Source organism: Neisseria sp. P0017.S009 (assembly GCF_051957375.1).
GTDB classification, from domain to species: Bacteria; Pseudomonadota; Gammaproteobacteria; order Burkholderiales; family Neisseriaceae; genus Neisseria; species Neisseria perflava.
The window spans coordinates 324,166-347,536 of sequence record NZ_JBQCWL010000001.1; the positions used below are offsets into that span (position 1 = coordinate 324,166).

The window sequence follows — 23,371 nt, forward strand, 5'->3', positions numbered from 1 at the left end:
ATTATAAAATAATTTAGATGAGTTTGCTCAAATTGTTGACAATATGATGCTAAATTTACGCAAATAAAAACGGATTCAGACGGCCTATAGGCCGTCTGAATCCGTCAAACTCAATCATCCAATTCTTCTACTTCAGCCGCTTTACCAGAAAGATGGGGCATTGCGGTACCTTTTCTAGGCAGATAAGGCATCGCAGCATCAGCAAGTGATTCAAAATACGGAATCGTATGGGAACTTTGCCACTCTTCCGTCTTCGGCAAATCGGTATGCGAAAAAACCATCACAGCCAGTGTTACCAAAATCACACCTTTCACTGCACCGAATACGCCGCCAAGCAAACGGTTGATGCTTCCCAAACCAACGGCAGACATCAAACTGCTCAACAGCGATCGTGCCAGTTTCTGCAACAGCCATGCCAGAAAAAACACAGCGGCAAAACCCATGGCAACCCCCAAAGAATGCGGCTCAACCGATTTAAAGACCACATCGGCAAACGGAACGGCAAGCGTTCTGGCTGCAATAAACGATACCACCCACGCCACCATCGCCCCTGCTTCAGCAATAATACCCCGTGTCAACGAGATAATGATGCAGATGACGATGACAGCGGCAGCCAACAAATCGGCAACAGGCAAATTACTCACTGGTCACCTGACCGGCAATGCCATGTACACGCAATTTGTTCAAATCGCGCTCTGCATCGCGTGCATTTTTATAACTGGCTGATTTCACGCGATACACCTTACCTTTATCGGTCATCACTTCAGTAATGGTCGAATCGATACCTGCGGCTTTCATTTTACGTTGCAGGCTTTGTGCGCGTTCTTTTTCAGCATAACCAGCCTGAATAGCGGCCTTTTTAGCAGGTTTAGCTTCTGCTTTTTCTTTTTCAGCTTTAGGTTTGGCTTTTTCAGACGGCTTCTCGGCAGTTTTTACCTTATCGGCTTTTTCTGCTTTGGCCGTTTCTGGTTTAGCTTTTTCATTTTTTGGTTTTTCAACTTTGGCTTCTGCTTTCTTAGTAGGTTCGGCCTTGTCTTTTACGCTGTCTTTGCTGTTTTTGGCAGATTTACGCTCGGCAATGGCTTTCTCTGCTTTTTCCAATTGTGCTAATTTATTGCGTTCAGCAGCAGCTTCACGCTCTGCTTTTTCAGCACGCGCTTGAAGTGCACGTTTTTTAGCTGCCAATGCGCTTTCTTTCTCAACAGCTTCCTGTTGGGCTTGTGTTTTACGGGCTGCAGCGGCACGTTGTTCAGCCTGACGTTGGCGGCGTTCTTCGGCTCGGCGCTCCGCAGCTTCACGCTTGGCAGCCTCGGCACGTTGAATACGTTCGGACTCTTCCAAGCCTTTAATATTGCCGTCATCCAAAGTATCGTTGATCAAAACCAACGGCTCGCCAACATCTTCGGGAGCAGATTCACGGTTTGGCTTCAATACTTCAACCGGCGCATTGTCTTCTTCGTCGCCTGCATTTTGCGGTTTATTTGATGCTTCGGCATCAGCATGGCGGGCAGCCTCCTCAGCAGCGGCAACATCCTCTTTATTCGGCTCTAAAACAACCGCCTTGCTCGGCTCATCAGCCGTTTTGACTTGGCTCTGACCGACAGGCGCTTCTTTAAACGGTGAATTTTTATCGTCGCCGGAAGTCAGTGCCAAACCGAACAGCATACCCGATGCTACCACCAAGCCGGAGGCCAAGACCAAGCGACGGCGGTTGCGACGTTTGAGTCGTTCGTAACCGTCTAAATCGTATCCGTTTGGAGTTTCTTTTTGTTTATTGTCGGACATGATAATTTCCTCGTTAGTGTTCTTTCAAAACAGCCATTACATCGGCAACAGTATGGAATGAGCCGAAAACAACGATTCTATCATTTTCGGTTGCTTTAGCCAAAGCAGCGCGGTAGGCAGCAGCGACAGTTTCAAAAACATTTACATTGTCGATGCCGTGTTCAGACAGTTTAGCCTGCAAAGCCTCCGCCGTCATGCCGCGCGGTACATCTAAAGGCGCGATATTCCACTCGTCAAACTGATCTTTAACGATTTCCAGCACGCCATCAATATCTTTATCGGACAACATACTGAATACGGCGGTACGTTTTTGGGCAAAGGCAAGGTTAATCAGGCTACGGCGCAAAGCACGGGCTGCGTGCGGATTGTGGCCGACATCCAAAACCACCAGCGGACGGCCGGGCAAAACTTGGAAACGTCCAGGATTCTCAACCAACAGCAAACCGCGTTTAATCGCGCCGATATCAACCGGCAATTGTTCGTTCAAACATTCCAGCACCGTCAATGCACACGCGGCATTAGACAACTGATAGGCACCGCGTAAAGCAGGAAACGGCAAGGAATTGCGGTTACGGCTTTGGCCGTCTGAAGATTGCGGATGGAAGCGGTAGTTCCACTGTACGCTTTCCATTGACGCAAAATCAAAATCTCGCTGAACCATCAATAGTTTTGCGCCAATTTCTTCTGCGTGTTTGACCAATGATTCAGGCGCAGGATTCTGACCACACACGGCTGGTTTGCCGCTACGGAACACTCCGGCTTTTTCAAAACCGACCTGTTCGACAGTATCACCCAAAAATGCCTGATGATCCAAATCCACGCTGGTAACGACCGAGCAGTCGCCATCGAATACATTCACAGCATCCAATCGCCCGCCCAAACCGACTTCCAAAATCATTACATCCACATTTTCATGCATGAAAATATCAACGGCAGCCAAAGCATTAAACTCAAAATACGTCAGCGAAATTTCACCGCGCGCCGCTTCGATACGCTCAAATGAGGAAACAATCAATTGATCTGAAACTGGCTGAGTGTTGATGGCGATTCGTTCGTTGTAACGCAGAAGATGAGGACTGGTCAGCGTACCGACTTTGAAACCGGCCTCTTTATAAATATGCGACAAATAGGCGCATACGGAACCTTTGCCATTGGTACCCGCCACCACGACGACAGGACATTGCGGCACCAAATTCATACGTTTTTTCACTTCTCCCACGCGCTCCAAGCCCATATCGATAAGGCCGGAACTATGGGCAGTCTCCAAATGAGAAAGCCAGTTTTGTAATGTTTTCATTGTATTTATCGCTTCAAAAGGCCGTCTGAAACAGCCGTTTAATCCATATCTGCCGCAAGTTCTGCTTTGTCTTCTTTTTCACGACACCAGCGCGCCCACACTTTCAGACGGCGGTAGGCATCGCGGTCGGCCATATCAGGCAAGATGCAGTGTTTAACCATTTTTCCGTCAACATTCCATTGCAAAAACAAAGCATAAACTGTCAACATACTGCCGTCTTGCAAAACCGCGCTTCTTCCCTCTTCCTCATCATTCAAGTAAACCGTCGCACGGTATTGGCGGTCGATGATGATTTTTCTGACCGCATTTTGAGTCTGAAAATTAACGCTGCGCCAAGCATAGGCAAAACTGCCGGCCAATGCCGCCAAACCCAGCCACATCATCCAGCCGTAAAACTCGGCAAGGCATAAGGCCAACGCCGAAAGGTGTAAGAAGACAATCAGAATTTTCAAAGAACGCGAGGGCTTTAAGGCCGTCTGAAAACTTCGCACGGCTTTACATCATATTGTCGAAAACAGGCGTAATGTTCAATTCCGCCTCTTCCATATCCAAAACCATATCGTGGATTTCGGTATCGAAAAATTCCCAAAAAGCCTTCAAGCTCATGTCTTGCGGCCATTTGCTTTTATCGATGTCCCAGCCTGCCAATTCGGCTTCAAAAATCTGCTGATAGCGTTCGTCAAAATAAGAAATGACGGATTCGGGTTCGTCAAATTGCGGCACAAGGAATACGGAGCAGTTGGTGCGCAGTTGCTCGACGGTCAGGTCGGGCATATTTTCATCGGCGGATTTCAGCCATTCCAAAAAACGGGCGGTCGGCTTCAGCACAACAGCAGTACGGTCAACAAAATACATTATTTTCAACTTTCAAAATCATTCAAACCGATCATGCCGTCTGAAATTTCAGACGGCCCGAGTTTTAATGTGTCATCACCTGTTGCAGGAATTGTTTGGCACGCTCGTGTTTCGGATTGGTAAAAAATTCTTCCGGCGTTTCATCTTCCAGAATCTGGCCTTTATCGACAAAAATCACACGGTCGGCGACTTCGCGCGCAAAACCCATTTCATGGGTCACACACATCATGGTCATGCCGCTTTCCGCCAAGTCTTTCATCACTTTCAATACTTCGCCAACCATTTCAGGGTCAAGCGCGGAAGTCGGCTCGTCAAACAACATGACGCGTGGCTCCATCGCCAAACCTCGTGCAATCGCCACACGCTGCTGCTGACCGCCTGAAAGCTGACCGGGCAGCGCGTCTTTTTTATGCGCCAAACCGACGCGTTCCAAAAGCTCCATCGCTTTCTTTTCCGCCTCTTCACGGCTTTGGTTTTTCACTTTCATCGGAGAAAGAATAATATTTTCCAAGACGGTCAAATGTGGATACAGATTGAATCCTTGGAACACAAAACCCACTTCTTCGCGCACTTTGTTCAAATCGGTTTTCGGATCGGCAACATTGATGCCGCCCACCCAAATCTCGCCGCTTTCAATGCGCTCGAGTTGGTTTACCGTACGAATCAGCGTAGATTTGCCACTGCCTGAAGGGCCGCATACAACGACCACTTCGCCTTGTTTGACTTCCAGATTCACGCCGTTGATAACGTGCAAATCTTTAAAATGTTTGTGTACATTTTTGAATTTAATCATTATTTCTTTCCAAACTGCCAAAATTTTCGGGACTTGAGTTGCGCTTGCCGCTACCAAAGCAAAGGAATGGCCGTTTCCAGCCAAAAACGGCAACTAACTATGCCGCCGGAGATTCCGCCTTGATTTTACCGATTGACTTTAAATTGCTCTTCCCTATCAAGACGATGCCCGGTCAATACCCAAACTGCGCCGATAATTGCTGCTTCAAAACGGTGCCGCTCAGGCGGCATGTCTTTATCGGAAAAATACTGCGCCAACTCGCGCCACAAATATGAGTCACCTAGAAACCCCCATTGAATAGGAGGTTGCTTAAAAATTGCCATCACTGTTTCAGACGGCCTTTTGAACCAGATAATTGCTCAATTCCACATATTTCTCAGCGGCAATGTGTTCTGCCCTGTCCTGCGGATTGATGCCGACTGCCTGCAAATCATCATCTCCGGCAAGTTCCTTCAAATTATTGCGTATGGTTTTGCGGCGTTGATGGAAAGCCAGTTTCACCAGTTTGGCAAAATGTTCAAAATCTTCCGCTTTGCCGATACGGTGTTTCACCGGAATCATGCGCACGATGGCCGAATCTACTTTCGGCGCAGGATCAAAGGATTCGGGCGGTACTTCAATTAACATTTCCATATCGAAGAAATATTGCAGCATTACGCCCAGACGGCCATAGTCGTTGGTTTCCGGCTGCGCCACCATGCGTTCGACCACTTCTTTTTGCAGCATAAAGTGCATATCGATCACATCGTCTGCCACTTCGCTCAATCGGAACAAAAGCGGCGTGGAAATATTGTACGGCAGGTTGCCGACAATTTTTTTCTTGCCTTCAATGCTATTGAAATCAAACTGCAATACATCGCCTTCGTGTATCACCAATTTATCTGCAAACGGCAAGGTTTTCAGACGGCGTACGATGTCGCGGTCGATTTCGCAAACATGCAGGCAGTTGAGTTTTTTCGCCAAAGGCTCGGTAATGGCGGCCAAGCCCGGGCCGATTTCAATCACGATATCATCAGGCTGCGGTCTGACTGCGTTGACAATATCGCTAATAATCCGCGTATCCTGCAAAAAATTCTGCCCGAAGCGTTTCCGGGCCTTATGTTCTTTCATATCTTTCTTCAAACAAGCTGTTTAAGGCAGTATTGTAACTGAAACAGGCGTTTTTGTCGGCACGCTTTCAGACGGTATTTGCCTAATTTTAAGCAAACGGCGGCGCTTCCAAACCCAAAGATTTCAGTAGTTGCGCGGTCTCATAAACCGGCAAACCCATCACGCCAGTAAAGCTACCCTGCAAATGCTCGACAAATACGCCGCCCAAGCCCTGAATCCCATACGCACCGGCTTTATCCATCGGCTCGCCGCTGGCAACATAGGCCGCAATCTCCTCAGTCGTCAACGTTTTAAAGCGCACTTCGCTCGCCTGCACCACATCATGGCGCACGCCTTGCCAGTAAACGCATACAGCCGTCAGCACTTGATGCGTCCGTCCAGACAAGCGTTCCAGCATATCGACCGCATCCGCCTCGGATTCCGGTTTACCTAAAATAACTATACCATCCGCCACCGTCGTATCCGCCGTCAATACAGCAAACTCTGGCTCTTGATCATGAGCAGCAAACCATTGCGCCACCGCTGCCTGATTTTTCTCGCAGGCCATACGGCGCACATACTCTACTGCAGCTTCGCTTTCTTTAGGGGTTTCATCAATATCCGCAGGAAGGCGGTGTACCGTAAAACCTAAATTCTCCAAAATCTCACGACGGCGCGGACTGCCCGAAGCCAGATAAATTGCGTTCATTGTATTGGTTTTCCTTATTTTGAAATTTTATGCTGACCGGACAGGCGGACATAATGCGCGGACGAATACGTCAAAAATTCCTTTTCCTCATCAGTCAGCGGACGCACTTGTTTCACAGGCGAGCCAACGTATAAAAAACCGCTTTCCAAACGCTTGCGCGGTGGTACCAAACTGCCCGCGCCTATCATCACATCATCCTCGACAACCGTATCATCCAAAATAATCGAGCCCATGCCCACCAACACACGATTCCCAATTCGGCAACCATGCAGCATGACCTTATGCCCAATCGTCACATCATCACCGATAATCAAAGGCGAACCGTCAGGCTTCGCCGCATTCTTATGCGACACATGCAAAACGCTGCCGTCCTGCACATTGCTGCGTTTGCCGATAGAAATACTGTTCATATCGCCGCGCAATACGGCATAAGGCCAAATCGATACATCTTCTGCCAGCGACACTTCGCCAATCACTACCGAAGTCTCATCTACAAAACAAGACTCATCAACCGACGGCACATAATCCAAAAACGCACGAATAGGGTTTGCCATTTCCAATATCCTTTTCTCAAAACCAAAACTGATCAGGCCGTCTGAAAACACGGCGTAAAACGATTTTATACTACAACAATACGAAATCAAGCCAGAAAATCATCAAAAGGCCGTCTGAAAAAGTTTTCAGACGGCCTTTCATCATAAACCCTTTATCTTGGCTTACCACTATTTATCATTAGCGCCCCAGCTATATTTTATGGAATAATCGTCTTCATTTCATTCTTGGAGAAGCCGATGAACACACGTTCGGGAAATTATGCAGCACCCCTACTGGTCGTCGGCTGCGTCGTCTTCGGCTTGGGCAGTTTGATCGTCAAATTTGTCGATGTCGGCTCTTACGCCATCGCATTCTGGCGCTTGCTGATCGCCGCCCCTATATTCTTCCTACTCGGGCGTTTTTTCAGACAACAAATGCCCACGAAAAGAAAAACGGTCGGCTACGCAATCTTATCCGGCGTTTTCCTCGCATTCGACCTCGCCCTTTGGCACGAAAGCATTCACGCCGTAGGTCCCGGAATTTCCACTTTGCTCAACAGCCTGCAGATTTTCTTTTTAGCCGCCATCGGCTTCTTCTTTTATTCAGAACGTCTAAGCACCCTGCAAATTTTAAGTTTGATATTGGCCACCATAGGCGTCGCCTTAATCGGCAGTCCAGAGTTCAGCCATAACGACAATGCCGCATGGGGATTTGTCAGCGGCGTAGTATCCGGTGCCATGCTGGCCCTGTCTATGGTCTTCGTACGCAAAACCCATGAGCAGGAAAAAGTTGGTTTGTTTCCTCTGATGATGATTTTAAGCTTCGGCGGCGCAATGGCGCTGGTCATCCCGTCACTGCTATTCGATGCCATCCATCTTTACCCCAAAACTTTAAACGATGTGATTCTAGTCTCCATCTACGGCATCGTCATGCAATGTTTTGCTTGGGCATTGATTGCTTACGCCATCCCGCTTTTATCCCTATCGCTGACCGGCCTACTACTGCTCTCCGAACCAGTTGCTGCCATGTTGATCGATTATTTCTGGCTGGATAAACCGATTAATATCGTCCAATGGAGTGGCGCCACTTTAACTTTATTGGCAATTTATTTAGGTTCGTTAAAAGACAAAAAATAGATGCAAAAAAGGCTGTCTGAAAAATTTCAGACGGCCTTTTAATCTGTTTATTGCTTATTGGATACTGGTACCGATACGGCTGAGTTCGCCAAAGTTCATCCAAACAAAGAAGGCTTTACCGACAATCAGTTTGTCATCGACAAATCCCCAGTAACGGGAATCGGCGCTGTTGTCACGGTTATCGCCCATCGCGAAATAACGGCCTTCGGGAACTTTACAGATAAAGCCATTGCCGTCTTCTGCGTATTCGCAATTTTCCAAACCGCTTGTTTCAAGCGAGTAATTGCTTTCAGGCATTACTTCGGAAGTATATTTGTTCAATACGGCAATAGATACGGAAGGCTGACCGGCTTCTTTGACCACATCAAAGTTTTTGCCGTTCAAGGCCGTCTGAAAACGCTCAAGCGTATGAATCATAGACGGATCGGTATCATCTGCGTATTGATAATTACCGTTTGGTTTTTCGGAAATAATTTCACCGTTAACAGTCAAAACCTTATCACGGTATTCCACAACGTCGCCCGGAATACCGACGATACGTTTGATGTAATTCATCTCAGGCTGAAGTGGGTAATTGAACACCACGACATCGCCTCGGGCAATATTGCCGACAGGGATAATGACCTTATTCAAAATCGGCAGGCGGATACCGTAAGAAAATTTGTTTACCAAGATAAAATCGCCTTTGACCAAGCCCGGACGCATGGAACTGGACGGAATTTGGAACGGCTCAGCAATAAAGCTACGCAATACAAAGATAACCAAGATGATAGGAAAAAAGCCGCCCATGTAGTCGGTAAAATGTGCATTGTCTTCGCCGGTTTCGCTTTTTTTCAGACGGCCTTTATGGATTGCCCAAACAATACCGGTAAACACGACAAACACCAGCAATACGGCGGTAAAGCTCATAAATTCGGACAAAATTCCGAATACGCCGACCATGCACAAGAGATAACTCCATTGCAAGCCGGAGCTCCATTCGCCGTTTTCCTGACGCTCTTTGCTGCTTTTGAAGTTGAGGACCAAGCCGGCCAGCAGTACAACGATTGCGCCTAAAGTCAGATTTATACTCATTATTTATCACTCACTTGCAGAATCGCCAAGAACGCGCTTTGCGGGATTTCCACATTGCCTACTTGTTTCATGCGGCGCTTACCTGCTTTTTGTTTTTCGAGAAGTTTTTTCTTACGCGTAATATCGCCGCCGTAACATTTCGCCAAAACGTTTTTACGCAGTGCTTTGACGTTCTCACGGGCGATAATCTGACTGCCGATGGCGGCCTGTACGGCAATATCAAACATCTGGCGCGGAATCAGTTCGCGCATTTTCGATGCCAGCTCGCGACCGCGGTGAACGGCACTTTGACGGTGCACAATCAGGCTCAGGGCATCGACTTTTTCGCCGTTGACCATAATGTCGAGCTTAATCAAATCAGATGGTTGGAACTCTTTGAAATGGTAGTCCAACGAAGCATAGCCGCGCGAAGTCGATTTAAGCTTGTCGAAGAAATCCATTACGACTTCGTTCATCGGCAAATCATAAGTCAGCATGACTTGACGGCCCATGTATTGCATATTGACCTGAACGCCGCGCTTTTGGTTACACAGAGTCATGACGTTGCCGACATATTCCTGCGGCACAAGAATGGTCGCAGTGATAATCGGCTCAAGAATGGTTTCGATGGTGCTGATTTCAGGCAGTTTGGACGGGTTTTCAACTTCGATTTTCTCGCCGTTTTTCAACACGACTTCATAAACCACCGTTGGCGCAGTGGTAATCAAGTCCATGTCGAACTCGCGTTCCAAACGTTCCTGAACGATTTCCAAGTGCAACAGACCCAAGAAGCCGCAACGGAAGCCGAAGCCCAATGCCTGGGAAACTTCAGGCTCAAATTTCAACGAAGCATCGTTCAACTGCAATTTTTCCAACGCGTCACGCAAGGCTTCGTAGTCGTGGCTTTCCACCGGATAGAGACCGGCAAATACTTGGCTTTGTACTTCTTGGAAACCGGGCAGCGGCTCAGAGGCAGGGTTGGCAACCAAAGTCACCGTATCGCCGACTTTCGCCTGACCCAATTCTTTTACACCAGTAATCAAAAAGCCCACTTCTCCGGCTTTGAGTTCTTGTTTTTGAACCGATTTCGGCGTAAAAACGCCCAGCTGCTCAACCTGAGTTTCCGCCTTGGTGCTCATAAAGCGCACTTTGTCTTTCAGCTTGATGGTGCCGTTTTTCACACGAATCAACATAACTACGCCGACGTAGTTGTCAAACCAAGAATCGACAATAACCGCTTGCAACGGCGCATTTTCATCACCGGTTGGCGCAGGGATTTTGGCAACGATTTCTTCCAAAACATCTTCCACACCAATGCCGCTTTTAGCGGAACACTGCACCGCACCAACGGCATCAATGCCGATGATGTCTTCAATTTCCTGCTCCACGCGCTCGGGTTCTGCGGCAGGCAAGTCGATTTTATTCAAAACAGGCACAACTTCCACACCCAAATCAATCGCGGTATAGCAGTTCGCTACGGTTTGCGCTTCTACACCTTGAGACGCATCGACCACCAAAAGCGCGCCTTCGCAAGCCGACAGCGAACGTGATACTTCGTAAGAGAAATCGACGTGTCCCGGAGTATCAATTAGATTGAGCTGATACACCTGTCCGTCGCGTGCTTTATAGTTGAGCGCGGCGGTTTGCGCTTTAATGGTAATGCCGCGCTCTTTTTCGATGTCCATGGAATCGAGCACCTGCGTACTCATTTCGCGCAAATCCAAGCCGCCGCAGTATTGGATAAAACGGTCGGCAAGCGTCGATTTACCGTGGTCGATGTGGGCAATAATGGAGAAATTCCGTATGTTTTTCATATTGTTATTAAGATAAATGCAATTAAAGGCTGAAAGGCCGTCTGAAAAAACAGGGATTCGGTTTTCAGACGGCCTTAGAATAAGGTTGAATCGTTCCGTATTCTAACGGAAATTCAACGCTTTTGCATGATTTTATAGCGATTTGACAATCTCGGTTACCATCTTCGCCGAGCTGACGGCAGCCGTTTTCAAAAACTCTTCAAAGCTGATGTCCGCTTTCTCATCTGCCGAATCGGAGACGGCGCGAATAATCACAAACGGCACTTCCAACTGATGACAAGTCTGCGCAATCGCCGCAGCTTCCATTTCTACTGCTTTAACGTCAGGGAAATGGCTGCGGATTTCCGCGACACCTTCGCTGCTGTGCACAAAACGGTCGCCACTGACAATCAGACCTTGCGTAACAGCCGCACCTTCAAACACTTGCGCCGCCTTTTCTGCTTGGCGAATCAAGTTTGAATCCGATGCAAACACGGCAGGAAGTTGCGGCACTTGTCCCCAAACATAACCAAAAGCCGTTACGTCAACATCGTGATGCGCCACAGTTTCGCCGATAACCACATCGCCGATCTTCAATCCTTTGCCCAAACCGCCTGCACTGCCGGTATTGATGACGCAATCCGGTGCAAACTGATGAATGACCCAAGAAGTAGAAACCGCTGCATTGACCTTACCGATACCACTCAAAACCAATACCATGCGTTTTCCAGTCAATTCGCCTTCATATGCCGAGAATTTACCGAAGGACACATGCTTGACATTGGCCATACTTTCACGCAAAAGCTCGATTTCCTGTTCCATTGCGCCGACCACGGCAATTGTTTGTACTGACATCTCGTTACCTTTCCATTCACTAATCGAGCAACATTATAACAGCAGAATTTAAAATCACAGGGATACTGAAAAATCTGCTATATTCCCAACACGACACTCAATTTAAAACAGATTGCCGCTCTAGCGGGCAAAACAGCAAATAATGATTGCTTCTGTTATAATTATTCTCAATAAAATAACTCTATTTTAAATATCTAAATTCTTATGTTTGACGAAAATACTCCGGGCGCAAAAGAAGAATTGTTCGCTTGGCTACGCCATATGAACAAATACAAAGGCTCCGACCTTTTCATTACCACCAATTTCCCGCCTGCCATGAAAGTGGATGGCAAAATCACACGACTGAGCGATGAGCCGCTGAGTGCTGAAAAATGTATGGAAATCGCTTTTTCGATTATGTCTTCCAAACAAATCGAAGAATTTTCTTCCACCAACGAATGCAACTTCGCCATCAGCCTGCCCGATACCAGCCGCTTCCGTGTCAATGCAATGGTTCAACGCGGCGCAACTGCATTAGTGTTCCGCTCCATTACCAGCAATATCCCTAAATTTGAAACGCTCAATCTGCCACCGATTCTGAAAGACATCGCCCTCAGAAAACGCGGTTTGGTTATTTTTGTCGGCGGTACAGGTTCGGGCAAGTCCACTTCCCTCGCCTCCCTTATCGACTATCGAAACGAAAACAGCTTCGACCACATTATTACCATCGAAGACCCGATTGAGTTTATCCACCAACACAAAAACTGCATCATCACCCAACGTGAAATCGGTGTAGATACAGAAAATTGGCCGATTGCATTGAAAAATACCCTGCGCCAAGCGCCGGATGTTATCCTGATTGGTGAAATCCGAGACCGCGAGACCATGGACTACGCCATTTCCTTCGCGGAAACCGGCCATTTGTGTATGGCGACACTGCACGCCAACAGTACCAACCAAGCGCTGGACCGCATCATCAACTTCTTCCCCGAAGAGCGCCGTAACCAGTTGCTAACCGATTTATCGCTCAACCTGCAAGCCTTTATTTCGCAACGCCTGATTCCCCGTGAAGGCGGACGGGGACGCGTAGCGGCTGTCGAGGTTTTGCTCAATTCGCCCATTATTGCCGACTTGATTCGAAAAGGCGAAGTCCACAACATCAAAGAAATGATGAAAAAATCAACTGGCATGGGCATGATTACTTTTGACCAAGCCTTATATGATTTGTATGAAAACGGCGATATCAGCTATCAAGACGCCATTAAAAATGCCGACTCCGCCCACGATTTGCGCCTAGACATTCAATTACGAAGCCGTCGTGCGCAAAATGCCGGTCCAGATTTAGAATTGATTTAAAAGTAAAAGCTTCAAAGCATAGAAAAGGCCGTCTGAAACCTTACTATGAGTTTCAGACGGCCTTTATTCCATCAAATAATCAAGCCTGTTTCAATTTTGCATCGGCATCACGCAATGCAGTGCGCAAACCTTCCTCGATAACCGGATGGTAGAACGGCATATCCAGCATTTGCGGAATCGTCATCTTCATTTGATGCGCCCAAGCCATCAAGTGTGCCAAATGTTCGGCAGCAGGGCCGACAACTTCCGCACCAATGAAACGGCCGGTTGCTTTCTCAGCATACAAACGCATATGGCCTTTGTTTACCAACATAACGCGGCTTCGGCCTTGGTTTCGGAAGGAAACTTCGCCGATGACAAACTCGTCAGGTTGATATTTCGCTGCAACTTGCGCGTATTTCAAACCGATAGTGGCAATTTGCGGACTGGTAAATACCACGCCGATTACGCTACGGCGCAAACCGCCCTCAATATTCGGGAAAATAGCGGCATTATGACCGGCAATTTTGCCTTGGTCGGCAGCTTCGTGCAGCAGAGGCAGTTGGTTGGACGCATCGCCTGCGATAAAGATATGAGGAATGCTGGTTTGCATGGTCAGCGGATCAGCAACGGGCACGCCGCGCGTGTCTTTTTCGATATTGATATTTTCCAAACCGATATTATCCACGTTCGGACGACGGCCGGCGGCAGCCAAAGCATATTCGGCATGGAACACGCCTTTTTCGCCATCTTGTTCCCAATGAACTTCAACATTGCCTTCTGCGTCCAATTTGACTTCGGTTTTGGCATCCAAATGCAAAGTCAACTCTTCACCAAAAACAGTTTTGGCTTCTTCAGCGACAACAGGGTCGGAAATACCGCCAATAGCACCTGCCACGCCAAAAATTTCAACTTTTACGCCCAAACGGTGCAAAGCCTGACCCAACTCTAAGCCGATTACGCCGGGGCCGAATACGGCCACACTCTTAGGCAGGGTATCCCAAGAGAAAACATCATCGTTCACAATCAAGCGATCGCCCAAAACTTCCCATTGCGGGAAAATCACAGGGCGTGAGCCGGTGGCAATCACAAAACTTTTTGCAGTGATTTGCGTATGGTCATCGATTTGGACGGTGTGTTCATCAACAAATTTTGCCGTACCCATAATACGCTTGTCGGCAGGCCACTCTTCTACATCGCTGACTACAAAACCGACAAAACGGTCGCGTTCGGACTTCACGCGGTGCATGACTTCTTCGCCGTTTACCGTTACGCTGTCTTTATCCAAATGCACGCCAAACGGATCGGTATGCAAAGCATGATGGCGCGCTTCTGCTGCGGCAATCAAGAGTTTAGAAGGCATACAGCCCACGCGCGCGCAGGTCGTGCCGAACACATTATTTTCAATCAGGTAAACATTGTCTGTATGAAGTCGGGCATTGCGAAATGCGCCCATACCGGCTGTACCGCCACCCAGTACTACCACATCTGCTTGAATCTTTTTCATATTTTATCCTTACTGTCTATATCCAAACCGATATTGCCATCAGGTTATCCGTTTTCAGACGGCCTAAACTTCACAAACTATCAAAATTTAAAAATCAATAGCCAATACCTAAATATCGATTTAAAACAATAATCTCAAATTCTACTTGCGAATATAGAGTTATTCAGAACGCCGAATTGTAAACGCCGTCTGAATAACTCTATATTTTATCTTTCAGACGGCCTGTTTAAACCGTCTCAAGCATACAGGCGATTAGTTTTTAGCCAAGTAAGCTTCCAAGTCTTCGCTACCGCCGATGTATTTACCGCCGATGAATACTTGAGGAGCAGTCATCTTGCCGGTAATAGCGCGTACGGAAGTAACAGTTGCATCTTTGCCCAATACGATTTCTTCGTAAGACAAGCCTTTGTCTTGCAGAGCTTTTTTAGCTTTAGCACAGAATTGGCAGCCAGGTTTGGTGAAGATGGCAACAGACTCTTGAGCTTTCCAGTCAGGAGCAATGTATTTCAACATAGTGTCAGCGTCAGACACTTTGAAAGGATCACCTGGTTCTTCAGGTTCGATAAACATTTTTTCAACCACGCCGTCGTTAACCAGCATGGAATAACGCCAAGAGCGTTTACCGAAGCCCAAGTCTTCTTTGTCAACCAACATGCCCATGCCTTCAGTGAATTCACCGTTGCCATCAGGGATCATGTAGATGTTGTCGGCTTCTTCTTCAGCAGCCCAAGCGTTCATTACGAAAGTGTCGTTTACAGATACGCAGTAGATTGCGTCAACACCGTTTTCTTTGAACGCACCAAACAATTCGTTGTAGCGTGGCAGGTGAGAAGAAGAGCAAGTTGGAGTAAATGCGCCAGGCAGAGAGAACACGACTACTTTTTTGCCTTTGAACAAATCATCAGTAGAAACATCTTTCCAAGTGTCGCCAACGCGAGTGTGGAATACTACGGAAGGTACTTTTTGACCGGTACGATCTTGCAAAGCCATTTTTAAGCTCCTTAAAAATTCGGGTTTGAGAAATGAATCAATGCTTGCATTTTAATGCAGGCCTATCGATTTGTATAATTTATAGTTCAAATAATATTAATTACATCAAACTATCAATTCAATTAAACCGAAAACAGCTATTCCTCTAAATGAAGGCCATCTGAAATAAAACAAGTGCCTGACTGAAATTATTTTTTAGGTAAGGGCTGAACGGGCGAATCCGAAGCCACAATTTCGCCGATGGCTGTTTCCGCAATATCTTTCAAAGCATAGCGGTCTTTATCCGGCATATCTGTCGGTTTGTATTGAGGCGAGAAATCCAAACGGATACAGATTTTCTTCATCGAAACAATGCGCCATAAAGATTGAAACAGGTTTACCTCCGCATAAGACGGCAAGTCCGTCCGTTGTCCTTCGCCATCATAATAGCGCAAGGTCACTGCTTGAATCGGCGCTTTCGCATCAATCGCCGATTGAAACAGGGCTGCTTTAAACGGCAAAATACCCAAGCCGGAAGAAGTACGCGCTTCAGGGAAGAAGCTGACATTCTGTCCTGCTTTCAATGCCGCGCAAATCGCCTGGTTAATAGGCTCGATATCTCGGCGGGAATTGCGGTTGATAAACACCGTGCCGGCATTTTTACCCATTTTCCCCAAAACCGGCCAACCGCTGATTTCCTGCTTGGCAATAAAACTGCTCGGATAAACGGCGCTCATGGCAAAAATATCCAACCAAGAAACATGGTTGGCCACTACCAATGTACCGCTCACATTGCCTTGAGGCGGTACGCCGATTTCCAATTCAATATCCAAAGCATCCAATGCGCCTTTTCCCAAAACAACCACAGCATGATTGCGTTCCTCTGCATTATTGCCATCGATGGCACGCAAATTCCGGCCGGTTCGGAACAACCAAGCCGCCAAACGGCAAAGTCTGCCCAGTCGTTTAAAAAAAGGAGCTTTTTGTTTAGACATAAAATTTCTTCTGTATGGTATTCATTATTTTCAGACGGCCTCTGACATTTAAGGCCGTCTGAAACTATTTCTGGCAATTTGGACAATAAAACGTTCCACGCTGCCCCAAAGTTTCTTTAAAAATCAGCCCGCCACATTGGACACAAGGCTCATTGTGACGGCCATAGACCGTATATTCCTGCTGAAAGTAGCCGCTTTTGCCATCGCTATTGACAAAGTCCCGCAGCGTACTGCCGCCCGTTGCAATCGCCCTTTGCAGAACCGCTTTAACGGTTTCCACCAATAATGCGCATTCTTTCTTGGTCAGCTTATTTGCCGGATGCAATGGCGAAATACCTGCCTTAAACAGACTTTCATTCGCATAAATATTGCCAACACCAACCACCACCGCATTATCCATCAGCGCTAATTTGACTGCACGCTTTTGGGTTTTCAATTTCTGATACAGGTAATTTGCATCAAAATCGTCCGAGAGCGGCTCCGGCCCCAGTTTTTCCAACAGCGGATGATGCTCGGCAATACCCTCATACCACAATACCGCACCAAATTTACGCGGATCGTGATAACGCAATACGGTGCCGTCATCAAATACAAAATCTAAATGATCATGCTTATCCGGCGTGGCGATGCGCTCATCATCGGCGGTAAAAATCCGCAAACTTCCGGACATACCCAAATGAATAAGTAAAATACCCGTTTCAAAAGTAATAATCAAATACTTCGCACGCCGACTGCATGCCAAAACTTTGTGCCCAGCCAAAATTTGCGCCAAGTTTGGATGAATAGGCCATCTCAATTTAAACTGGCGAATAATGACTTTTTCTATCTTCTTGCCATCAATATGAGGCGCGATTCCGCGTAAAGTCGTTTCCACTTCAGGTAATTCAGGCATCGTTGATTCTCCAAATTCATCATTAATATACAGGCCGTCTGAAAACTATTCGGCCAAACGTGCCGTACTTAAAGCAACCGTATTGCCATCAAATGCAGATTCCAATTCAGGCAAAGGATGGACACCAATCAAATGTTTCGTTAACACCATCCCATAAACCGCTGCACACTGCGGCCACCACCTATCCCCTGCCTTTTCCATAAACCGCCAAAACTTCAAAGCAGAAGGCGAATTCACAGCAGGCAGATAATCCATAAACTGCCCATATTCTATTTCAAAACCAATATCCGCAATTTTTCGTTTCAACTCAGCCAGAGCCAAGCATTGAGATTTCAAAGGCAGCTTTTCCCCATCAAACCAAGAGCTCAACCCCCACAAAGATTTAGGGTTGAACCCCGTCAAAATCAATCTGCCTTCAGGTTTTAATATCCTAAACGCCTCTTGCAACACCAAATCTGCAGATGAAACTTCCAAAAGATGGGGCATCAATAACACATCCACGGAATGCGTTTCAAATGCCAACATTTCAGCATCCATCCGCACATCGCGAGGCACTACAAGCATGTTTTCAGACGGCCTCTGCCATACACCGCCCAATTGAACCGCCACCTGCCTATTCAAATACTGCAAATGCCGTCTGAAAAAATCCGCCTCTTTTTGAGCAAGATATTGTCCCATTGGCGTTTGCATAAAAAAAACTTCCATTAAAGGCCCCCTATGCATCCCGACTTGTGTGACAGAATTTTAACACCACGGCCACATCACACAAGCAAATTCCCTGCTCGACTTGACGTTTAAATGCTGAAACGATACTATCAAAAAGACGAAATTTTATTATATATTTGATAACTTTATTTACTATGGCAAAACTAAAAACCATCGCTCTGACCGTTTCAAGCCTGTCGGCGGTTTCCGCCACAGCCTACGCACAAAACGCTACACCCAACCAAGTCGGCATGGCCATGATGCGCCTCAACTCCGCCCTGCTCGACCAAGCCAAAGCACAAACCTTCGGCTCCGGCAGCTTATGGGCATCGTTGCGTAAAGACTTCCGCATCAACGAAGTCAATACAGAACTGGTTCGCCGCCATGAAAACAAATTTGCTGCAAACAGTGCATATTTCGACCGCACCATCTCCCGCAGCAAACCTTATATGTACCATATTGCCAATGAAGTTAAAAAACGCAATATGCCCGCCGAAATCGCTTTGCTGCCCTTCATTGAAAGCGCATTCGTAACCAAAGCCAAATCACACGTCGGCGCATCCGGCCTGTGGCAATTTATGCCGGCTACCGGCCGCCACTTCGGCTTGGAAAAAACGCCTTTGTATGACGGCCGCCACGACGTTTACGCCGCTACCGATGCTGCATTGAACTACCTGCAATACCTGCACGGTATGTTCGGCGACTGGTCTTTGGCGCTTGCCGCTTACAACTGGGGCGAAGGTAACGTCGGCCGTGCCGTAAACCGCGCCCGTGCGCAAGGTTTGGAACCAACATACGAAAACCTGCGTATGCCGAACGAAACACGCAACTACGTTCCAAAACTATTGGCAGTACGCAATATCGTTGCCAATCCGCAAACCTTCGGTATGAATATCAGCGAAATCAGCAATCAGCCGTATTTCAAATCTGTCAGCATCGACAAACCTATTGATAACAGCACAATCGCTCGTTTTGCAAACATCAGCGAAAGCGAACTGTTGGCACTCAACCCAGGTTTCAATGCCCCGGTATTTATCCCTAAAAACAATCGTCGCCTGTTGTTGCCGGTTTCTGCGGTTTCTGCATTTGAAAAGAACTACCGCAATGCCAATCCAGATACCCTGATGTCTTGGGATATTTATACTTCTTTGGGCAACAAGAAGCTTAACGCCATTGCCAACGATACCGGCATGAGCGTAGCCGAACTCAAACGCCTCAACGGCCTGAGCGGTAGCGCCATTTCTGAAGGCCGCAGCATTTTGGTGGCTAAAAACTCAGTTACCCAAAGTCAAGACATTATTAACTTTATCGACAAAGACAATACGCCGGATACTTACCAATCCAATATGCCGGCTATGTCGCCGATTATTGCTTCAAGCGTAGCAGAACCGGTTAAAGTTGCTCAAACTACCGTGACCAATATTGTTGCTCCTGTTGTTCCACAGTCCAGCAAACCGGTTGACTTTATTGCACGCAGCAAAACTGAAAACGTTACTTCCGTAGCGGTAACAGAAACCAAGGCGCAGCCTCAAGTTGCAAGTGCGGAAGTAGCCGCCCCTATTGTAGCCATGACCCATATTACTGCTGAGCCTGCTGCCACAAATGTTGCTGAAGCACCAAAAGCAGCTATCCCTGCCGACTTGACTGCACCGACTGTTGCCGCAAACGATGTAGCCCCTACTCCAGCAGTTGAATCTGTTGCTGTTGCTCCGGTTCAAGAAGAGCATGATGACCTGATGGCTTTGGTACAAAGCCAACCTGCGGAGGAACCTGCAGCGACTGTTGCTGAAGCGACTTCTGAAGCCAAACAAGTTCAAACTGTTGTGACTGCCGAAAGCGCTCGTACAGCACGTATCGCAGCCAATACCGCTAAACAACAACAACGCATCAATGCGCGTCTTGCCCGTGTAAATGGCCAACAAAACACACAAACTGCAGCACTTGCAGCAGGCACACACCGTGTGGAAGATGGTGATACGTTGTTTAATATCTCCAAACGTTACAACTTGAGCGTAGCTGATTTGATTATTGCCAACAACATCAAAGGCAACAATATCAGAAAAGGCCAAATCCTCCGTGTTACAGCTACTCCGGCAAAAGTCCGCAGCAACCCGGTTCAAAACGTTTCCTACACTGTACGTAAAGGCGATACCCTGAACACCATCGCCAGCCGTTTCAATGTTGATATTAACGATATCCGCCGTTGGAACCGCAATACCCGTACCGTATCTCCCGGTCAACGTTTGAAACTGATTGGTAGCTAATATTATCTTTAAAACAAAGGCCGTCTGAAAGATTCAGACGGCCTTTTTCTTGATGATAGATAATCAAGTTAATGTTTGATAACAAACAGAATAGTCTTTACTTAAAGATAAAAATATTTTTTGAAAATTACTGTATAAAAAAAGAGTGTGCAAAAACACACTCTCTTCTTCAAACGAATTGTCGTCAAACCCTATGCTAAATACCCTTATCCAAACATATGAATTCCGTAAAATATATTCCTATGCCGGTGAAAAAGCATCACAGAAGAAGGCATCTTCCGGTAAAGCGCAATTTTGAGTCAGCAAACTTTGCGCACTCTCGGTCATAGCTGGTGACCCACAAGCATAAACTTCGTATTGGCTCAAATCAGGATAATTTTGTGCGGCAACATTTTGCACGTACCCATTCTCCCCTTTCCAATCGGAATCAGGCTTAGAAAGAACAGGCGAGAATTTCGCATTTTTCAGACGGTCTATTAATGCTTCTGCTTCTTCCAATGCGTACAAATCCTCCTGCTGACGTGCTCCCCAGTAAAAATGAACCTGACGTTCGCTATTCTGATGAATCAAATCAAGCAAGATGCTGCGGATAGGTGCGTAACCTGTACCCGTTGCCAACAAAACAATCGGTTTATTGCTGTCCTGTTGCAAAGTGAATGTACCTAATGGCCCTTTAACGCGGACAATGCCTTTTTCTTTGATTTTAGGCTCGGCACCAAAAATCATTTCTGAGCATACGCCGTTTTCACGTTTGCGGATATGCAGGTCCAAAACACCTTCTTGGTCAGGAGAATTGGCAATTGAATAGCTGCGGCTGATATTGCCGGGAAGCAGCAAATCAATATATTGTCCGGCATAAAATGCAAATGACGGCGCTTTAGGCAAAGCCAATCGCAACAAAGCAACATCATGTTTGATTTCAATCGTTTCAATGCGTACAGGCAAAGTGCGCACCGGCAAAGCATTTTGATTAAAACCCGGCACATTGATTTTGAGGTCGCTCTTTGCAGTGGTACAGCACAATAACACTTTACCTTGTGCTTTTTCTTCTTCACTGATGGCTTTATCAATATGTTTGCCCATTTCAAATTCGCCACTAATCAACTCAGCCTTACACTGCCCGCAGGCACCACTTTTGCAAGAATGAGGCAAATTTAAATTCTGACGGGTTGCGGCAGCAAGAACAGTTTCGTCCTCATTCGCCGTAAATGTAGTTTGATCTGGTAAGGTAATGGTATGTGTCATGGTATTTAGAATAAATTTATTATCAAAAACAAAGGCCGTCTGAAAATAAAACCTGTTTTCAGACGGCCTATCCTATCTATCAAGCCAATTTGGCTTTAATCAACTCTTGAACCTGAGCCGGATTGGCCTTGCCTTTACTTGCTTTCATCACTTGGCCGACAATCGCATTTAAGGCTTTTTCATTACCGGAACGGAATTGCTCAATGGCTTTCGCATTGTTTGCCAACACTTCATCCACCATCGCTTCAATTGCGCCAGTGTCAGTAATCTGTTGCAAACCATGTTTTTCGATGATTTCGGCAATACCTGCTTCAGGCTCAGCCCACATCGCTTCAAAAGCTTTTTTCGCCAATTTGCTGCTTAATGTTCCATCTGCAACTTTAGCAACCAACTCGGCAAGGCGTGGAGCTGTAATCGGGCTTTCAGCCAATTCCAAACCTTCTTTGTTCAAGGTAGCGGCAAGCTCGCCGTTCATCCAGTTCGCCGTCAATTTACCTTGGCCGCAGGCTTTGGCCGCTTCTTCAAAATAGGCAGCTTGGGCGCGGCTGGCAGTCAACAGGCGCGCATCATAGTCAGACACGCCGTAATCGGCAACAAAACGCGCCGCCATTTCATGCGGCAACTCAGGCATTTGCTCTTTGGCCTTTTGCAATTGGCCGTCTGAAATAATGACCGGCAGCAAATCCGGATCAGGGAAATAGCGGTAATCGTGCGCATCTTCTTTCAAGCGCATCACACGGGTTTCGCCTTTTTCAGGGTCAAACAGCATGGTTGCCTGCTGTACTTTACCACCATCTTCCAAGATTTCGATTTGCGCTTCCACTTCATAATTGATGGCTTGTTCCAAGAAGCGGAAAGAGTTGAGGTTTTTGATTTCACGGCGTGTACCGAACTCCGCCTGACCTTTTGGACGTACAGAAACGTTGGCATCAACACGGAACGAGCCTTCCGCCATATTACCGTCGCAAATATCCAGCCAAGTCACCAAACCGTGCAACGCTTTAGCATATGCCACAGCTTCGGCTGCAGAGCGCATTTCAGGCTCGGAGACAACTTCCAATAAAGGCGTACCGGCACGGTTTAAGTCGATACCGGTTGCACCGTTCAAACCTTCATGTACGGATTTACCTGCATCTTCTTCCATGTGCGCACGGGTAACATTGATGGTTTTAACCTCGTCGCCCACTACGATTTCCAATTTGCCATGCTCAACAATCGGCAAATCCAACTGACTGATTTGATAGCCTTTCGGTAAATCAGGATAAAAATAGTTTTTACGGTCGAACACGTTTTTCTGATTGATTTTCGCATCCAAAGCCAAACCGAGTTTGATGGCTTTTTCGACGACTTCGCGGTTCATTACCGGCAATACGCCCGGCAACGCACACTCAACCACGCTGGCGTGGGCATTAGGCTCGGCACCGAATGCAGTGGATGCGCCGCTGAAGATTTTGGATTGGGTGTTGAGTTGGACGTGGATCTCCAGTCCGATTACGGTTTCCCAAGTCATAAGGGTCTTTCTGTCGAAAAAAAGTTAATCGGTTAAATGAGTGATTCGTTTTTCAGACGGCCTGAATAAGA

23 protein-coding genes are annotated in these 23,371 nt (G+C 47.0%); 3 read left to right on the forward strand and 20 right to left on the reverse strand.

The window, feature by feature from the left end:
- Positions 1–110 precede the first annotated feature (110 nt).
- From ACTHTG_RS01675 to ACTHTG_RS01720, 10 genes are all read right to left on the reverse strand, one after another.
- Positions 111–644, reverse strand: a complete 534-nt coding sequence (locus ACTHTG_RS01675; protein ID WP_004520152.1) for a CvpA family protein — start codon at positions 642–644, stop codon at positions 111–113.
- A complete protein-coding gene (gene ftsN, locus ACTHTG_RS01680; RefSeq protein ID WP_308538291.1) occupies positions 637–1,785 on the reverse strand; it encodes a cell division protein FtsN in 1,149 nt (382 codons plus the stop codon). The genes ACTHTG_RS01675 and ftsN overlap by 8 nt, the downstream gene beginning before the upstream one ends.
- Before the next feature lie 13 nt (positions 1,786–1,798).
- Complete coding sequence (gene folC, locus ACTHTG_RS01685) at positions 1,799–3,082, reverse strand: bifunctional tetrahydrofolate synthase/dihydrofolate synthase (protein ID WP_440360502.1); 1,284 nt, start codon at positions 3,080–3,082, stop codon at positions 1,799–1,801.
- A 38-nt stretch (positions 3,083–3,120) separates the two neighbouring features.
- Positions 3,121–3,573 carry a protein YgfX gene (locus tag ACTHTG_RS01690; RefSeq protein ID WP_308538289.1) on the reverse strand — a complete coding sequence of 151 codons (453 nt, stop codon included), beginning with the start codon at positions 3,571–3,573 and terminating at the stop codon, positions 3,121–3,123.
- Positions 3,574–3,577: 4 nt separating this feature from the next.
- A complete protein-coding gene (locus ACTHTG_RS01695) occupies positions 3,578–3,937 on the reverse strand; it encodes a hypothetical protein (protein ID WP_003747228.1) in 360 nt (119 codons plus the stop codon).
- A gap of 64 nt (positions 3,938–4,001) precedes the next feature.
- On the reverse strand, positions 4,002–4,730 hold the full coding sequence (locus ACTHTG_RS01700) for an amino acid ABC transporter ATP-binding protein (protein ID WP_308538288.1): 729 nt from the start codon (positions 4,728–4,730) through the stop codon (positions 4,002–4,004).
- Positions 4,731–4,855: 125 nt separating this feature from the next.
- Positions 4,856–5,053 carry a hypothetical protein gene (locus tag ACTHTG_RS01705; protein WP_308538287.1) on the reverse strand — a complete coding sequence of 66 codons (198 nt, stop codon included), beginning with the start codon at positions 5,051–5,053 and terminating at the stop codon, positions 4,856–4,858.
- Between the two features lie 7 nt (positions 5,054–5,060).
- Entirely contained in the window at positions 5,061–5,840 is a 780-nt protein-coding gene (rsmA, locus tag ACTHTG_RS01710; RefSeq protein ID WP_308538286.1) for a 16S rRNA (adenine(1518)-N(6)/adenine(1519)-N(6))-dimethyltransferase RsmA, read from the reverse strand.
- An 88-nt stretch (positions 5,841–5,928) separates the two neighbouring features.
- On the reverse strand, positions 5,929–6,528 hold the full coding sequence (locus tag ACTHTG_RS01715; RefSeq protein ID WP_308538285.1) for a Maf family protein: 600 nt from the start codon (positions 6,526–6,528) through the stop codon (positions 5,929–5,931).
- A 14-nt stretch (positions 6,529–6,542) separates the two neighbouring features.
- Positions 6,543–7,082, reverse strand: coding sequence for a gamma carbonic anhydrase family protein (locus ACTHTG_RS01720; protein WP_440360503.1), 540 nt, complete (start codon positions 7,080–7,082; stop codon positions 6,543–6,545).
- Positions 7,083–7,319: 237 nt separating this feature from the next.
- Between ACTHTG_RS01720 and ACTHTG_RS01725 the strand changes: the two genes are divergently transcribed.
- Positions 7,320–8,198, forward strand: coding sequence for a DMT family transporter (locus ACTHTG_RS01725; protein ID WP_308538284.1), 879 nt, complete (start codon positions 7,320–7,322; stop codon positions 8,196–8,198).
- A gap of 54 nt (positions 8,199–8,252) precedes the next feature.
- Here the strand turns inward: ACTHTG_RS01725 and lepB are convergent, their stop codons facing one another.
- From lepB to ACTHTG_RS01740, 3 genes are all read right to left on the reverse strand, one after another.
- Positions 8,253–9,272, reverse strand: coding sequence for a signal peptidase I (lepB, locus tag ACTHTG_RS01730; RefSeq protein WP_070646797.1), 1,020 nt, complete (start codon positions 9,270–9,272; stop codon positions 8,253–8,255).
- Positions 9,272–11,065 carry a translation elongation factor 4 gene (lepA, locus tag ACTHTG_RS01735; protein ID WP_070504767.1) on the reverse strand — a complete coding sequence of 598 codons (1,794 nt, stop codon included), beginning with the start codon at positions 11,063–11,065 and terminating at the stop codon, positions 9,272–9,274. The genes lepB and lepA overlap by 1 nt, the downstream gene beginning before the upstream one ends.
- A 132-nt stretch (positions 11,066–11,197) precedes the next feature.
- A complete protein-coding gene (locus tag ACTHTG_RS01740) occupies positions 11,198–11,899 on the reverse strand; it encodes a 5'-methylthioadenosine/adenosylhomocysteine nucleosidase (RefSeq protein ID WP_004520140.1) in 702 nt (233 codons plus the stop codon).
- A gap of 204 nt (positions 11,900–12,103) precedes the next feature.
- Between ACTHTG_RS01740 and ACTHTG_RS01745 the strand changes: the two genes are divergently transcribed.
- On the forward strand, positions 12,104–13,234 hold the full coding sequence (locus ACTHTG_RS01745; protein WP_004520139.1) for a PilT/PilU family type 4a pilus ATPase: 1,131 nt from the start codon (positions 12,104–12,106) through the stop codon (positions 13,232–13,234).
- 79 nt (positions 13,235–13,313) lie between these two features.
- Here the strand turns inward: ACTHTG_RS01745 and ACTHTG_RS01750 are convergent, their stop codons facing one another.
- The 5 genes from ACTHTG_RS01750 to ACTHTG_RS01770 all read right to left on the reverse strand — a co-directional run bounded on the left by ACTHTG_RS01750 (position 13,314) and on the right by ACTHTG_RS01770 (position 18,281).
- Positions 13,314–14,720 carry a dihydrolipoyl dehydrogenase gene (locus ACTHTG_RS01750; RefSeq protein ID WP_004520137.1) on the reverse strand — a complete coding sequence of 469 codons (1,407 nt, stop codon included), beginning with the start codon at positions 14,718–14,720 and terminating at the stop codon, positions 13,314–13,316.
- A 252-nt stretch (positions 14,721–14,972) separates the two neighbouring features.
- Positions 14,973–15,710, reverse strand: coding sequence for a redoxin family protein (locus ACTHTG_RS01755; RefSeq protein WP_004520136.1), 738 nt, complete (start codon positions 15,708–15,710; stop codon positions 14,973–14,975).
- 188 nt (positions 15,711–15,898) lie between these two features.
- Positions 15,899–16,684, reverse strand: a complete 786-nt coding sequence (locus ACTHTG_RS01760; RefSeq protein WP_049336498.1) for a 1-acylglycerol-3-phosphate O-acyltransferase — start codon at positions 16,682–16,684, stop codon at positions 15,899–15,901.
- A gap of 64 nt (positions 16,685–16,748) precedes the next feature.
- Complete coding sequence (mutM, locus tag ACTHTG_RS01765; protein ID WP_070504764.1) at positions 16,749–17,576, reverse strand: DNA-formamidopyrimidine glycosylase; 828 nt, start codon at positions 17,574–17,576, stop codon at positions 16,749–16,751.
- Between the two features lie 45 nt (positions 17,577–17,621).
- The gene (locus ACTHTG_RS01770) at positions 17,622–18,281 is read right to left on the reverse strand and encodes a class I SAM-dependent methyltransferase (RefSeq protein ID WP_049336494.1); all 660 of its coding nucleotides are present in this window, start codon (positions 18,279–18,281) and stop codon (positions 17,622–17,624) included.
- Between the two features lie 155 nt (positions 18,282–18,436).
- On the opposite strand from ACTHTG_RS01770, the gene ACTHTG_RS01775 reads away from it, so the two are divergent.
- Positions 18,437–20,545, forward strand: coding sequence for a LysM peptidoglycan-binding domain-containing protein (locus ACTHTG_RS01775; RefSeq protein ID WP_049336493.1), 2,109 nt, complete (start codon positions 18,437–18,439; stop codon positions 20,543–20,545).
- Between the two features lie 240 nt (positions 20,546–20,785).
- Here the strand turns inward: ACTHTG_RS01775 and ACTHTG_RS01780 are convergent, their stop codons facing one another.
- Together ACTHTG_RS01780 and gatB are read right to left on the reverse strand one after the other, a co-directional pair.
- Complete coding sequence (locus tag ACTHTG_RS01780) at positions 20,786–21,790, reverse strand: FAD-binding oxidoreductase (protein WP_004520131.1); 1,005 nt, start codon at positions 21,788–21,790, stop codon at positions 20,786–20,788.
- A gap of 79 nt (positions 21,791–21,869) precedes the next feature.
- Positions 21,870–23,300 carry an Asp-tRNA(Asn)/Glu-tRNA(Gln) amidotransferase subunit GatB gene (gatB, locus tag ACTHTG_RS01785; protein ID WP_003685244.1) on the reverse strand — a complete coding sequence of 477 codons (1,431 nt, stop codon included), beginning with the start codon at positions 23,298–23,300 and terminating at the stop codon, positions 21,870–21,872.
- Positions 23,301–23,371: the final 71 nt, after the last annotated feature.